This window comes from Nostoc sp. (assembly GCF_036919615.1).
In the GTDB taxonomy this organism is placed as follows: Bacteria; Cyanobacteriota; Cyanobacteriia; order Cyanobacteriales; family Nostocaceae; genus Nostoc.
On sequence record NZ_JBALCN010000056.1, the window covers coordinates 22,641 to 35,865 of the forward strand.

General features: G+C 41.5%; 15 protein-coding genes and 1 pseudogene. 7 read left to right on the forward strand and 9 right to left on the reverse strand.

Annotated elements, in window-relative coordinates:
• Positions 1 to 179: 179 nt before the first annotated feature.
• Positions 180 to 716, reverse strand: coding sequence for a hypothetical protein (locus V7K48_RS17015; RefSeq protein ID WP_335074414.1), 537 nt, complete (start codon positions 714 to 716; stop codon positions 180 to 182).
• A 184-nt stretch (positions 717 to 900) separates the two neighbouring features.
• Positions 901 to 1,467, reverse strand: a complete 567-nt coding sequence (locus V7K48_RS17020; protein WP_335074416.1) for an HD domain-containing protein — start codon at positions 1,465 to 1,467, stop codon at positions 901 to 903.
• Between the two features lie 168 nt (positions 1,468 to 1,635).
• On the opposite strand from V7K48_RS17020, the gene V7K48_RS17025 reads away from it, so the two are divergent.
• The 3 genes from V7K48_RS17025 to V7K48_RS17035 all read left to right on the forward strand — a co-directional run bounded on the left by V7K48_RS17025 (position 1,636) and on the right by V7K48_RS17035 (position 3,921).
• Positions 1,636 to 2,097: a Uma2 family endonuclease gene (locus V7K48_RS17025; RefSeq protein WP_335074418.1), complete on the forward strand. Its 462-nt coding sequence runs from the start codon at positions 1,636 to 1,638 to the stop codon at positions 2,095 to 2,097.
• 498 nt (positions 2,098 to 2,595) lie between these two features.
• Entirely contained in the window at positions 2,596 to 3,336 is a 741-nt protein-coding gene (locus V7K48_RS17030; protein WP_335074420.1) for an LmeA family phospholipid-binding protein, read from the forward strand.
• A 33-nt stretch (positions 3,337 to 3,369) separates the two neighbouring features.
• A complete protein-coding gene (locus tag V7K48_RS17035) occupies positions 3,370 to 3,921 on the forward strand; it encodes a DUF2231 domain-containing protein (protein WP_334725153.1) in 552 nt (183 codons plus the stop codon).
• A gap of 147 nt (positions 3,922 to 4,068) precedes the next feature.
• Here V7K48_RS17035 and V7K48_RS17040 read toward each other — a convergent pair whose 3' ends face one another.
• The 3 genes from V7K48_RS17040 to V7K48_RS17050 form a co-directional block, all read right to left on the reverse strand.
• Complete coding sequence (locus tag V7K48_RS17040) at positions 4,069 to 4,266, reverse strand: hypothetical protein (RefSeq protein ID WP_335074422.1); 198 nt, start codon at positions 4,264 to 4,266, stop codon at positions 4,069 to 4,071.
• Complete coding sequence (locus V7K48_RS17045; protein WP_335074424.1) at positions 4,257 to 5,135, reverse strand: TauD/TfdA dioxygenase family protein; 879 nt, start codon at positions 5,133 to 5,135, stop codon at positions 4,257 to 4,259. Before V7K48_RS17045 ends, V7K48_RS17040 begins: the two co-directional genes overlap by 10 nt.
• Positions 5,136 to 5,636: 501 nt before the next feature.
• Entirely contained in the window at positions 5,637 to 6,485 is an 849-nt protein-coding gene (locus V7K48_RS17050) for a CmcJ/NvfI family oxidoreductase (RefSeq protein ID WP_335074426.1), read from the reverse strand.
• A gap of 461 nt (positions 6,486 to 6,946) precedes the next feature.
• Between V7K48_RS17050 and V7K48_RS17055 the strand changes: the two genes are divergently transcribed.
• Both V7K48_RS17055 and V7K48_RS17060 read left to right on the forward strand, forming a co-directional pair.
• Complete coding sequence (locus tag V7K48_RS17055) at positions 6,947 to 7,273, forward strand: ArsR/SmtB family transcription factor (protein WP_335074428.1); 327 nt, start codon at positions 6,947 to 6,949, stop codon at positions 7,271 to 7,273.
• Positions 7,274 to 7,617: 344 nt separating this feature from the next.
• Positions 7,618 to 8,298: an NADPH-dependent F420 reductase gene (locus tag V7K48_RS17060; protein ID WP_335074430.1), complete on the forward strand. Its 681-nt coding sequence runs from the start codon at positions 7,618 to 7,620 to the stop codon at positions 8,296 to 8,298.
• A 118-nt stretch (positions 8,299 to 8,416) separates the two neighbouring features.
• On the opposite strand, the pseudogene V7K48_RS17065 reads toward V7K48_RS17060, so the two are convergent.
• Both V7K48_RS17065 and nifH read right to left on the reverse strand, forming a co-directional pair.
• Positions 8,417 to 8,626, reverse strand: a pseudogene (locus tag V7K48_RS17065) (NAD(P)H-quinone oxidoreductase subunit 4); the annotation flags it as partial.
• Between the two features lie 406 nt (positions 8,627 to 9,032).
• On the reverse strand, positions 9,033 to 9,923 hold the full coding sequence (gene nifH, locus V7K48_RS17070; RefSeq protein ID WP_335074432.1) for a nitrogenase iron protein: 891 nt from the start codon (positions 9,921 to 9,923) through the stop codon (positions 9,033 to 9,035).
• A 254-nt stretch (positions 9,924 to 10,177) separates the two neighbouring features.
• Between nifH and V7K48_RS17075 the strand changes: the two genes are divergently transcribed.
• Together V7K48_RS17075 and V7K48_RS17080 are read left to right on the forward strand one after the other, a co-directional pair.
• Positions 10,178 to 10,390 carry a hypothetical protein gene (locus V7K48_RS17075; protein ID WP_335074434.1) on the forward strand — a complete coding sequence of 71 codons (213 nt, stop codon included), beginning with the start codon at positions 10,178 to 10,180 and terminating at the stop codon, positions 10,388 to 10,390.
• Between the two features lie 971 nt (positions 10,391 to 11,361).
• The gene (locus tag V7K48_RS17080) at positions 11,362 to 11,619 is read left to right on the forward strand and encodes a type II toxin-antitoxin system HicB family antitoxin (RefSeq protein ID WP_335074435.1); all 258 of its coding nucleotides are present in this window, start codon (positions 11,362 to 11,364) and stop codon (positions 11,617 to 11,619) included.
• A 121-nt stretch (positions 11,620 to 11,740) separates the two neighbouring features.
• Here V7K48_RS17080 and V7K48_RS17085 read toward each other — a convergent pair whose 3' ends face one another.
• Together V7K48_RS17085 and V7K48_RS17090 are read right to left on the reverse strand one after the other, a co-directional pair.
• Positions 11,741 to 11,965 (reverse strand): hypothetical protein, encoded by a 225-nt coding sequence (locus V7K48_RS17085; RefSeq protein ID WP_335074437.1) that lies wholly within the window; start codon positions 11,963 to 11,965, stop codon positions 11,741 to 11,743.
• Positions 11,966 to 12,095: 130 nt separating this feature from the next.
• On the reverse strand, positions 12,096 to 13,225 hold a 1,130-nt coding region (locus V7K48_RS17090; RefSeq protein WP_335074439.1), incomplete at its 5' end, for a tetratricopeptide repeat protein.

Below are 13,225 nucleotides of genomic sequence, written 5' to 3' on the forward strand. Positions count from 1 at the left end.
CGTACAGCAAAGACGCCAGAACTATACAATGTGTATGTTCGCACAGCAAATTCATCAGAATAAAGAAATAGAGAAAATGTTTACAAACAATTTAGAATTGCTGTAAAACTCAAGTAGATTTTACGCCTAAAATAGTTTGCTGAATCAATTAAACTTGATCGCGGTGCTACTTATGGGTTTCAGTTTAACCAAGTGGCTCTTATTACTAAAATAGCGATCGCTGTTATTGAAATCCCAGTTAGCCATCTGACTTGGGAGCGGAGATTTTTAATCTCTTGGCTCAGACTTTCTTTCTGTGGTATAGAATATGGTTCCAGTTGTACAACTTCGATAGCTACTTGTTCAGGTTTATTTTGAGCTTTTTCAAAAGAGACCTGCGTGTGTAGCCAATTAGTAATCAGTTGGGGACAGTTTTTCTTAAACCAATTTAAGGCTAAGGTTCTAAAAACTGGTTTGGACATTCGGGCAATTAATTTCATCAACCTGTTTAGAGGCTTCAAGCGAAGCTTTTGATTAATCAGATTGACAGAACCAACATCATAAAGACAATCCAGAATTAGTTTCACAGTGGCTTCTTCACTGTTAATTAAGTTTTGCAGTAAAAGCAGGACATCATGCATCCGCTCTGCTTCCATATACTTTTCTGCCAAATTTTCTGGAGGACTTACTGAAGGATTTACGGTTGAATTTAGGGTGTTTTGTCTTACTATCGTCATATTGGTAACATAGCAGCCAGAATAATATCAGTACACCTATCTACCGAGAGAAAGATTTTTTATCTAGAGAGAGAACCTAAAAGCCAAAATTTGTTTGTGAGACATATGACTATATCGTGTCTGTAAAAAGGCTGTTTGTCTAGCTCCAATGAATCTTTTATTTACTTCTGGGTAAATAAAATTTTTACCCAGATGATAATACTTCAATTTGTGTAACAACTCGTTCTAATTCCTCAATGATTATAGTGCTTTCAGTCTTCCTGAAGGCATCCACAAGCGCCCGATAATACCAAAGAGTTCCTTCTTTACGCCCCTGAAAACGTTCCCAAACTGATTCGCCCAAAACGCGATAATCTTTGAGAATAGACTGGGCGTTGTAAAGTTTATCTGCTAATGACACGAGCAGTACTGATGGAGAAGCAGTAGGAATATGAGCAATGTATGCCTCTTTGCGCTGTCGCCAAGGGGGTTTTGGAGTTGTATCAGCGTCAGTACAACCATCTACAATTGCTGTTACATTGTCACCAAAGCGGCGGCGAATTTCTTCCCGTGTTGCGGCCCCACCTTGGTCTTCGATCGCATCGTGTAAGAGGGCTGCGATCGCTTCATCTTCATTTGCTCCGTATTCTAAAGCAATACTGGTGACACCTAATAAATGGGCAACATAAGGGACACCTGAACCTTTACGAACTTGGTTGGCGTGCAGTTGGGTAGCGTAGGTGAGGGCTGCGGTAAAACGTTCTGAGAGCATTGTTTTGAAAGAATAAAACAGCTTATAATCAGATATTGCACTACTGCTAATGCCAATTTTATAACAAACCGCTCCAGACACAGAGAATGCAGAGCAGGAGAGGGGTACAGAAGTAATTGAATCTCAGCCTAAAATTGAGATATCTATCAAGCTTGCTATGAAATCATCATGACCAGCGAAAAAATAACGGTGCAGTCTTTATATACTGTCACTGATGAAGAATTAATGCTGATGAGTTCGCAAAACCCAGAACTGCGGTTTGAACGCAATGCTAATGGAACATTAGAAACTATGCCCCCAACTGGTGGAATTTCTGATAATCGAGAAATAAAAGCAGGAGCCTATTTATTGAATTGGGTAGAAAGTCAGGATTTAGGTGAAGTTTTTGGGGCGAGTACAGGTTTTAGATTAGCAAATACTGCTGTCAGAGCACCTGATGCTGCTTTTGTGGCTAAAGGACGTTTACCAGAAGGTTGGGATCAGCAAGAGGACAAATTTATCAACTTAGCACCCGACTTTGTAATTGAAATTCGTTCTAAAAATGATAGCTTGGCAAAACTTAAAGCCAAGATGGAAGAATATATTGCTAATGGTGTTCAATTAGGATGGTTAATTGATAGAAAAAATTAACAAGCTTTAGTTTATCGTCAGGATGGTTCAATTACTCAATATCCGGCTACAGCAATATTAAGCGGTGAAAATGTTGTGCCTCGGTTTATCTTGCCTTTGAAAAAATTATTGTAAGAGCTATGCTTACGGCTGCCTACCCCTACGCACTTTATACCCATTTGATATGACGATGTGCCGCGCCAAACAAAATTTGATTTTATATATTGCGAATTTTTCTTATTAAACAGATTTGAGCGAAAGTTTATAGATAAACAATATAACTATTAAGTTCTATATATTCAATCTTTCTTTTGAGTGATATCGGATAATCAAACGTTCTGCATCTACGCCTTAAAAACTCTGGATAGAAAAGCAAAACTTTTGATTATAAATAATATAATTATTCTTTTAGATAGACAGCATTAAAATCTATATTCCATCGTCAGATAGATAAAAGTTTGATGTTAATTATTGTAAAGTAAATTCAGAAAATACTATTAAAATCGGGGTTTTTTAATAATGGCAGACAGTCCTGGATTAGGAGAGCAAGCGCTCAATAAAGCGGCAGAAATAGGATTATCTAGCCAATTAGATGAAGTAGAAAGTTTAGATGTAAACATCAAAACTGATCCGCTGAAACTGGTTCAAGGAGAAGTGGATTCGGTCACGATTGAAGGTGAAGGTATGGTTATGCAGAAAGACCTCCGCATGGAGGAATTTGACATGCAAATGACTAATGTTGCCATTAATCCTCTGAGTGTAGCTTTCGGCAAAATTGAACTCACTAAACCTACTGAAGCCAATGCACAGGTTGTATTAACTGAGACTGATATCAATTGCGCCTTCAACTCAGAATATGTGCGATCGCAACTGCAAAGTCAAAAAATCAATGTTAACGGGCAACTGACGACTATTGAGCCTCAAAATGTAGAGTTTCGACTACCAGGTGATGGAAAAGTAGCAATAAATGCCACTATGAAAATAGTAGAAACAGGTGAAAATCAGCAAGTTGCTTTTTCCGCAGTACCGAGGATTAGCGCCAATGGAAAAACTGTTACTTTGGAAAATGTCGAGTATGGCGAAAGTGCGGAAATCTCACCAGATTTGACAAAAGCTTTAATAGATCAAACTAGCGAAATTTTGAATTTGAGTAATTTTGATTTAGAAGGAATGAGCTTGCAAGTTAACCAACTAAAAGTAGAAGTAGGCAAACTAACCCTACAAGCTGAAGCTTATGTTGAACAAATTCCTTCAGATTAAAAATAAGACGGTAATAAATTCAGGATACTAATAATGGAAACTACAGACACAACGCAAACAAATTCAACACCTTTTCCAAATATTCCACCAGTTATTGAAAGTAACGACAGTGAGTATCTTGATAGCGGCGTACCCAGTACAGTTGCGATCGCAGGACATCCCCTACATCCCCTGAGTGTGACCTTTCCCATCGCCTTTTTAGCCGCCGCCTTGGGAAGCGACATCGGCTACTGGTTAACTAGTGATTTCTTCTGGGCTAAAGCTTCACTATGGTTAATCGGACTCGGATTAGCTGGAGGTGTCCTTGCATCAGCGATCGGCCTGAGCGACTTTTTTAGAATTGAACGAGTTCGCAAGCGCAGCGCAGGTTGGGCGCATTTAATACTTAACGTTTCTCTAATAGTTTTAAGTCTAGTCAACTTCCTCCTGCGTTTGGGCGACGCTGAATCCCGAATACTACCTTGGGGACTGGTTCTCTCGCTCATTGTCGGTACGCTGGTTAGCATTTCCGGCTGGTTCGGTGCCGAACTTTCCTATCGTCACAAAATCGGTGTTGTGGGTGCAGGTAGCAGAAGATATCCGTAAATTCTTCCTTGTCTTTGAGCGATGGGATATTTTTTTATTTGCAAGTCCCCTACTCTAATGGTAATTAGATTTACTTAGGTAGTTATCTGCTCTAATTTTATGCTGGGCTGCGTCAGATACAAGCAGCCCAGTTTAGTAGTTTGTAAATTATGAAAGCACTGGTTGTGTTTCCAACTTCTGGGCTTTTTGCTTGAAGACGGTTGGTACTTCTGAGCTGAACGCCTCACCTTGAACCACTTCTGAGCGGAAACCATCAACCCCAACTGGAACATCGCCAGTGATGGTGGTGCGATATAAAAGACGCTCGACATCCAGATGATCCAAATCTTGAGGAGCTAAATGCACGGTGGCACGGTTGTCCCAGAAGGCGATATCACCGTTGTTCCAACGGAAACGGGTGTGTAGGCAGGCTTGGTGATTTGGTTAAAGAACAACTCAAGCAATAGCTTGCTCTCTTGTGATGACACATCAACAATGTGTGAGGTGAAGCCAGGGTTGATGAACAACGCACGCTCACCAGTCTCAGGGTGAACCCTTACTACTGGGTAGATTGAGACTAGTGGATTGACAGCAATACGCTCGGCGAACTTGCTGTTGCGGGGCAGATACCCACTCCCATTAAAGCGATGTTCAGCTTTCAATGTGTCTGCTAGCGCCCGTAGAGGTGCTGACAGACCCTCATAAGCTGCAACTAAATTACTCCACTGGGTGTCACCACCAAAGCTGGGGACATTAACCGCGCGTAAAATTGACGCTGCTGGCGGGTTGATAGCCGCTGTTACGTCTGTGTGCCAGGGGCCTCCAGTGCGAAAACCGTACTGCTTTTCATAGAGCCTCCGGTCTACGGGTTTGATCTGCGGAAATCCTGGAACTGGTTCAGGCTCTCCGAGTGGATGGGCGAAAGTCACTTCGCCGAAACGAGATGTGAATTCAACCTGGGCAGCATGATCGATGTTTTGTCCACGAAAGAACACGACTTTCCACTTCAATAGTGCTTTACGAATTTCTTTGACTTCATCATCATTCAGAGGACGGGAAAGGTCTACCTTACTGATTTCGGCACCGATGAAACCAGCTACTTGTTTGACTTCGATATGTTTGTAGCCCATATAAATTCTCCAGAGTTTGATCCATTGGATGGTGTTCGCACTCGTCCGTTTCTTTTGGAATTTTGCTATCAAGTGCAAGCAAAATTCTAAAAGAAGCGATCGCATCTGAAAATATTATACTTTATCTTGATAAATTTACCGTAGTATAAATTTTTGTATTTTTAGATTACCGGAACAATCAGAGGTTTATAGCATCTCATCAAAGGCTCAGAAGTGCCCAGAAATAAAATGGCTCTGTCCCACAACTGATTTGAGGCATCAATCTTTCAGATGTGGGTATTGGCTCTAATACTCGCATCGTCATAAGATGCCTTAAAAAACCGCGTTTATGTCTGTCCTGTGTGCAGTCACATTGAGGATAAAAACTTAAACGCAGCTAATAATATTGCCAGTTTGACAGAATTTTTATTCCTGATAGCGAGTTTACGAGTGTTACGGTTGGCAGTAAGTTCTACCTTGTCAGCCTGTGGAGTAGACAACCTTCTCAAGAGTTATCTTGAGAATACTGTGAATCAAGAAGTAAACATTAAGACTTCTATTGTCCAGCTTTGTCTAGACCTTGGCAGTTTTGGGTAGGTTTTACAGAAGGGTCATTTTCTGATAAATCTATTCGGGGTAGAAAACTACTGACCTTAACTCAATGCTCTGACGAGGTGGAGCATCCGGTGGGCTAGTGGGGTCATCAAACCCAGTATGACCGGCAAACCTGGCTCGTCCATCTTCTGCGGAGTCAAAGCACTTAATAAATAGCGCTTCGTCTTCTTGCATTTGCGGAAAATAAAACCATTGATGTGATGGGTTATAAGTTATTGCGTAAGTTTCGCCAGCGTAATTGGGGTACAACAGGTCAGTAGCTATAAGGTCTGTAGGTACCATACTCAGAGCGTTGCACACTGCCAATGGTGACTCCTGGACTGGTGCAATCGGTCGCCAAATGTTAATCAGTGCAAACCTTTTTTGCAGCACTTGATCAATGTTATCTATCCCCTGCTCTGCCAATACCTTGCGTGCGCGAGTATAGCCAGATTTAGCTGTAAAGTCATTATGCACGTACTTGACGGGTTCCCTGATTTGGTTTTCGCCCTGCTGCGAACGTTGAGCATTACGAAGAGTGTGATCGAATATTACTACTTCAGTTGCACCTGTTACCTCTTTCAATAATTGCTCGGCTTCAGGATAATAGACGTTGCGGATCTCATCTTCATCATAGAAATCACTGACTTTACTCTCATGTGCAGCAAAGTCGAAGCCTTGGCGCTCTAAGGATACTTTATGTGAAATTTCCCGTGCATTATGGATTGGCACTTTGTGTGTCTCGTACTTTCCGTTGGAGCGGGGAACCCCTACTGGGGGTTCGTAGGCATAGATGAAAGGCTTTTCTGCCATCGGGGTGAGGTAGGTCAGTTCTGCCTCAACGTGTTTCAGGTCAGGGAAAAAACGCTTGTCTGTGCTCATTGCTTACATCCTTGTTCAGAAGTTCAGACAGATAAGATTCCGTAGAGTTGGAGTGCAATTCACGCTCAATATCCAGCAATTGATCGCAATTACATCTAACGGCGTCAGCAAACTTACAAAATAGCTGAGGCATGTTGTAAGAGTAGAATTCAAAGTAGCTGTTGATATTTGTTAACGTCGATCTTGTCAGGAATCTTCAGTACTAGAACACCATTCAGTAATCCTGAAACAACCTCTTCCCCAACCCTTCTCCGGTTCCGAGAGGGAGTTTAGCTCCCCTAACCTTGGTAAGGTAGGGGGCTGGGGGGTTAGGTTTTTGATTACTGAATCAATGCTCTAAATAATTATAGTTAAATACTTATTTAACCATTGTAGTAATTAGCATAACAGAATTTTCGCAAAATGGTCAAATAATTGTTTGAGTATTTGAGTAAAATGCCAGATCCTGCTATGATATGGGGATGATTGAGAAAATAAATTACGAAAACTGCGCTAAAATCTTCACGGCTCTTTCAGATCCAACACGCCTGCGACTAGTAGATTTACTGCTGAGTACTGATGAAATCAGCTGTTCAGAAATTGCCGAGCAGTTGGATATTAGCTTATCTCTTTCTTGTCACCACTTGAAAGTTTTGACGGAAGCAGGTTTGGCGAAGAACTACAAAAAAGGGCAAGCAAGATACTACTCGCTTGATCGTGCTGTTCTCAATAGTACTTTAGAGAGTTTAACAGGTCGCACAAGTCCCCATGTTCAAGGTACTCCTAAGATGGGGATTGTGAGCGGGTGATCTTCGCAAAGCGTCACGAAGTGAGGATTACGTTGTCCAGTTTCTGCATCTGTTGGAGGCATAATCACTAATTCTCCGGCAGCATTACGTAGGGTTTAGCTGACAAAATTCATAAAACTAGTCATTGGTTAGTGCGATGTCTTCTCTTTCAGAGACGCTACCGCGTAGCTTGCTTCCCCGTAGAGGTACGACAAGCCGCTTTGCTTCTATGCAGGTTGCAGTTGCAAGACCATTGGTATAATTTCTGTGGCTACAGGTAAGTTGGTGGTCATAATTGCTTTTTGGCTATTTCACCTGCCTTGACTATAATCTCTTCACACTCTGCGCGAAATGTGGTTTAACTTATGAAAATTGGAATTATTGGCAGTGGAAACATGGGACGTTCTTTAGGTATTCTCTGGGCAGAACAGGGGCATCAAGTATTTTTTGGCTCCCGTGATGCCGAAAAAGGAAAAGCAACGGCAGAGTTGGCAGAACGCGGAACGCAAGGTGGTACAAATAATCAGGCGGCGGCGTTTGCTGATGTAATTTTGTGGACAGCACGCAACATTATGCCAAAAGAGTTGCTTTCTAATCCTGAAGTTCTCGACAGTAAAATTATTATTGATTGTAATAATCAGGATATTCCGGAAGGATTTGCTTATCCGGCAATATTAGAATCGCTAGCCGAAAAGCTTGCTAAAAATGTACCTCAGGCGCGGGTGATAAAAGCTTTTAATACGATAGGGCAGGAAGTCTTTGAATTAGCACCTGAACCACTAAAAGATTATCGAGTTTCTGTTTTTGTTGCAGGAGATGATGAGCAAGCCAGAAAAACAGTGATGGGGCTTGCTGAAGGAATAGGATTTTTAGCAGTAGATTCTGGTGTTTTACGTAATGCTCGATTGGTAGAAGGCTTGGGAGATTTTATTCGCCTGATCATGATTGGTCAAAAACAGGGTGCTTATGCAACTATCTCTATTAATGTCTTGCCTACAGCACAAGGACAACGCTTAGGTGGACGGCAGGCTTCGAGTTTGAAGTGAACTATCTAGAAATATATTCAATTCACTAATGCCAAAAGTTTAGGGGTGGTTACAAAACCACCCCTTTATTCCCCTCATATTTAGAATTTACTTGCAGCCCTCTTAATGCGAAGTTAATTTACTCAGAAATATTAATTGAACTTTCAACTTGAGAATTAGCCAATGTTGGTGCTGTAAAAATCCGTGAGTACAGACTTGATGGTTGCTGATGAGCAACAACTGGTAAAACTTGACGAGCATGAACGGTTGATTCTACTGCCTTCACATCATAAGTCTGCGTTGCCAATTTGGGATAGAAACCAATTCTGATGATTGGCAGCAGCAAACTGCAATTCATCAAAATCCCTATTAGGGATTGAAACGACACTAAAGGGCACGTTATCACCACTATTGGAAATTGCAATTCATCAAAATCCCTATTAGGGATTAAAACATATTTTTTTGTAATTTTAATATGGGAGTTTTGGATTCAAATCAATCAATATTCCTCTTAGTAATCGAAATAATATTATTTATCTAAAGTTAATCGCTTTCCTACTGATTTAACCATGCTTGTAAATCAGTTATATTAGAAAAATATATCGGCTAAAATCTTACATAAATTATCAAAACTCATAAAATTACTCAATTTTATATTGTCATAACTTTATTATTTCATTGCCATCAAATCAAATTTTAACCAAAAAAAGGTGGGCAAGCAGCCCACCCTAGACCATTCTTTACTTAATACTACTTTATACAGGTGCTTCAGTAGCAGTCTTACCAACCAGCATTGCAGTATTTTCGTCGCTTTCGAGAATACCGAATTCAATTAACAACTCTTCTAGCTCTTCCATCTCGATAGGTGTGGGGATAGACAGGTTTGTGTTGTCAATGATCTTTGTAGCCAATGTCCGATATTCATTAGCTTGGTTGCTCTCAGGTGCATACTCGTTAACAGTCATCCGGCGCAATTCTGCGTGTTGAACGATGTTGTCACGAGGTACGTAGTGAATCATTTGGGTGTTCAACCGTTTTGCCAAGGTTTGGATTAGGTCGATTTCCCGGTCAGTATTACGGCTATTACAAATCAGACCACCCAAACGCACGCCACCAGTGTGAGCATACTTAAGAACACCACGAGCAATGTTGTTAGCAGCGTACATCGCCATCATTTCACCAGATGTAACGATGTAGATTTCTTGTGCTTTACCTTCACGAATAGGCATAGCAAAACCACCGCATACAACGTCACCTAACACGTCGTAAGATACAAAGTCTAGGTTTTGGTAAGCACCGTTTTCTTCCAAGAAGTTGATGGCGGTGATGATACCACGACCTGCACAACCAACACCGGGTTCTGGACCACCAGATTCTACGCAAAGAACGTCACGGAAACCCTTGAGCATCACTTCATGGAGTTCTATATCTTCTACTGCGCCACGTTCAGCAGCGAGGTGAAGAACGGTTGTTTGAGCCTTGCTATGTAGCATCAAACGGGTAGAGTCAGCTTTGGGGTCGCAACCGACAATAAGAATGCGTTTACCTACTTCAGCCATTGCTGCTAGGGTATTTTGAGAGGTGGTAGATTTACCAATACCGCCTTTACCATAGAAAGCTATTTGTCTAATCTTTTCTTCAGTCATGGTTGTGTTTTCCTAAAATGATTTAGCTGATGGGTCAGAAGCTTGATGTGAGATATTCACCTTTGGTGCTGTTGGGAAGTAGAGCCTGTTGGCGTAGACGTCTAGCGACAAGTCGCTAGACATCGCATCCTGACAAAAACATTTAAAATCAGAACATATTTACCCACGAAGCGTAGATGCAGAGGGACTTGTCGTCAGACATCGCTTAAGGGATAGAGAAATCTCTATTTCCTAATAACGAAGCCTTTAAAACTTTGACTTCAGCATTGTCAGTTGTTGTAACAGAATCCCAAATGGTTGCTCAAGCCTCAAGAGTGGTTGCAGCAGGAATTCAAATGAACGCAGATTTGTTCTCTGAACCACACAACCAACCAAATTGCAATCCACTCTTAAATAGTCGCTACAACTTCTCTGATTTTGCTGATGTCAAGTTGCCAAGAACTTCTATAGCGCTTCTGGTTTCGTGATTGATGCAGCAAGATAAATTCCAACCCAAAAGTGGCAGCTACAGGTGCAGTACTATAATGCCTGCACAGGCAACCCCTAACACTCTGGCTTAGACTATATCTTAGTGACTTTTGACAGTATGGTTAAATTCCTGAAAATTCTGGAACTACACCATTCTGCTTGAAGTTTTCGTTCCAAAAGTCAGCAACTACTTCAACTTAGTTCGCGGTTGAAAATGTTTGTTCCCGCAAGATTAAGTTCGTAAATATTCTGTATTTCTATGGATTTGTCAGGCTGTACTAAGAGTCTTTCTTCCCAGACTCCAAGAGTAATTGCTTTTTGCGGGTAATGCTCTAGCTAGGTTAGCCAACTCTTATTGGCTCATACCCAGATAAATTTAGATTGACTTCAAGTTGTTACAAAGGCTACTATCCTACTCAATCTAGTTTTAGATTTTTGTGGCAAAAAGATGTAGCGAATTGAAGTGGACTTACCAGAGCAAAAAAACTTTCTTGAGCTTGCCTCAAACTTGTCTTGAAGTCTTTTTGTGTTTTCACTTTTTTGATTCCTATAAAAACCATAACATACATCTCACTAATTTATTTGTCGAATTTCAAATTATTTATCTACTCACCAGAAGATTATCCTTAGGATCTTTAATAGTCATAAGTTAGGCGCTTATAGGTTGCTAGTTAGTGAAATTATTTATCATAGCCAATATGTGCAGTTAGATACTTTTGGGTATTTTCTAAAAGTACTTAAAAGTAATGTTTTACAACGAAAACAAAATTTCTTATTTTTGCACTCAAAAATTTCGTCACGAAAGTAGATTAAATACAGCTATTTAGTACAAAAGTAATTGATGTAGTTTTGTGAGGTTTCGGTGTGCGATCGCTTCTAGATTTACGCTTGAAAGTAGAGCGTAGACGCTTCATCGGCGAAACACCATCATTTAACATAAGATTAAACTGGTAGCACAACGCGAGATTTCATGGCGATAAGGTTTATTTTGAGTGACTATGTTGATCGAGCGATGTCTGGCAACAAGCCGCTTTGTGTCTACGCTCAGGCAATTTATGACAAGTTAGAAGATGGTACATTTGCAGGTAGAATTCCTGTTTGCAAAGGAGTGATAGCCTTTGCATCGACTTTGTGCAAGTGTGAGGATGAATTACGCTCAACGCTGGAAGACTGGATTTTGCTTGGGCTAAAGCTGGGACATTCTCTACCAGTAATTGATGTAGTTTAATGAGGTTTAGGTGTGCGATCGCTTCTAGATTTACACTTCTTTTCTAAAGCAATGTCTCCAACGGGCTACGCTTACACAAGCTTTCGGCTCAATGATCTACCAAAATGAATGCGTGAATTACTCAAATGAGTAAGCAAACTGAGGTTTGAGTAACTAAAAGCTCATTTTGCTTGCGGAAAACACCAAAATAAGTAAGTAAAAGCTGCTTTTGAGTAAGTAAAAGCTCATTTTGCTTGCGGAAAACACTAAAATGAGTAAGCAAAAGCTGCTTTTGAGAAAGTAAAAGCTGCTTTTGCTTGCGGAAAACACCAAAATGAGAAAGTAAAAGCTGCTTTTGAGAAAGCAAAAGCTCATTTTGAGTAAGTCAAATGGCATTTTGAGTAAATAATCAGGCATTTTTACTTAGTTCAATATAAATTTTAGTTTAGGCGATCGCTCCTTCAAGTTTTATCACGGTACGCTTTGCACAAAACCGTCTATTCTGGATTTGAGGAGAGGCGATCGCGTAGATTTGCTAAACCATTACGGATATCAACAGTATTAGGATGATTCACCCCTAACTGTCGCTCATAAATATCCAAAGCTTGCATGTAAAGGGGTTCGGCTTCGCTGTATCTGCCTTGGGAGTCGTAGAGTCCTGCTAGGTTATTGAGACTTCGTGCGACATCTGGATGTTCTTCTCCCAGCAGCTTGCGGCTGAGTGCCAAAGCTTTGATGAAAAGGGGTTCGGCTTCGCTGTATCTGCCTTGGTAAAGGTAGAGTAACGCGAGGTTGCTGAGACTATTAGCGACCTCTGGATGTTCTTCTCCCAGCAGCTTGCGCCTAAGTGCCAAAGCTTGGATGTAAAGGGGTTCGGCTTCGCTGTATCTGCCTTGGTAAAGGTAGAGTCCTGCGAGATTGTTGAGACTATTAGCGACATCTGGATGTTCTTCTCCCAGCAGCTTGCGGCTGAGTGCCAAAGCTTTGATTAAAAGGGGTTCGGCTTCGCTGTATTTGCCTTGGTAAAGGTAGAGTGCCGCGAGATTGTTGAGACTATTAGCGACATCTGGATGTTCTTCTCCCAGCAGCTTGCGCCTAAGTGCCAAAGCTTGGATTAAAAGGGGTTCGGCTTCGCTGTATCTACCTTGGGAGTTGTAGAGTGCCGCGAGGTTACTGAGGCTTTGTGCGACATCTGGATGTTTTTCTCCCAGCAGCTTGCGCCTAAGTGCCAAAGCTTGGATGTAAAGGGGTTCGGCTTCGCTGTATTTGCCTTGGGATTGGTAGAGGAACGCGAGGTTGTTGAGGCTTTGTGTGACATCTGGATGTTCTTCTCCCAGCAGCTTGCGCCTAAGTGCCAATGCTTGGATTAAAAGGGGTTTGGCTTCGCTGTATCTACCTTGGGAGTTGTAGAGTGCCGCGAGGTTGCTGAGGCTTTGTGCGACATCTGGATGTTTTTCTCCCAGCAGCTTGCGGTTGAGTGCCAAAGCTTGGATGTAAAGGGGTTCGGCTTCGCTGTATCTGCCTTGGGAGTTGTAGAGAAATGCAAGGTTGTTGAGGCTTTGTGCGACAAATGGATGTTCTTCTCCCAGCAACTTGCGCCTAAGTGCCAATGCTTGGATTAAAAGGG

Coding starts and splice junctions, on each gene's coding strand:
- V7K48_RS17035 (WP_334725153.1), top strand. CDS start 3,370: ATGGAAACTACAGACACAACGCAAACAAATTCAACACCTTTTCCAAAT.
- V7K48_RS17015 (WP_335074414.1), bottom strand. CDS start 716: ATGACGATAGTAAGACAAAACACCCTAAATTCAACCGTAAATCCTTCA.
- nifH (WP_335074432.1), bottom strand. CDS start 9,923: ATGACTGAAGAAAAGATTAGACAAATAGCTTTCTATGGTAAAGGCGGT.
- V7K48_RS17025 (WP_335074418.1), top strand. CDS start 1,636: ATGACCAGCGAAAAAATAACGGTGCAGTCTTTATATACTGTCACTGAT.
- V7K48_RS17045 (WP_335074424.1), bottom strand. CDS start 5,135: ATGCGATCGCTTCTTTTAGAATTTTGCTTGCACTTGATAGCAAAATTC.
- V7K48_RS17080 (WP_335074435.1), top strand. CDS start 11,362: ATGGCGATAAGGTTTATTTTGAGTGACTATGTTGATCGAGCGATGTCT.
- V7K48_RS17030 (WP_335074420.1), top strand. CDS start 2,596: ATGGCAGACAGTCCTGGATTAGGAGAGCAAGCGCTCAATAAAGCGGCA.
- V7K48_RS17050 (WP_335074426.1), bottom strand. CDS start 6,485: ATGAGCACAGACAAGCGTTTTTTCCCTGACCTGAAACACGTTGAGGCA.
- V7K48_RS17060 (WP_335074430.1), top strand. CDS start 7,618: ATGAAAATTGGAATTATTGGCAGTGGAAACATGGGACGTTCTTTAGGT.
- V7K48_RS17020 (WP_335074416.1), bottom strand. CDS start 1,467: ATGCTCTCAGAACGTTTTACCGCAGCCCTCACCTACGCTACCCAACTG.
- V7K48_RS17055 (WP_335074428.1), top strand. CDS start 6,947: ATGATTGAGAAAATAAATTACGAAAACTGCGCTAAAATCTTCACGGCT.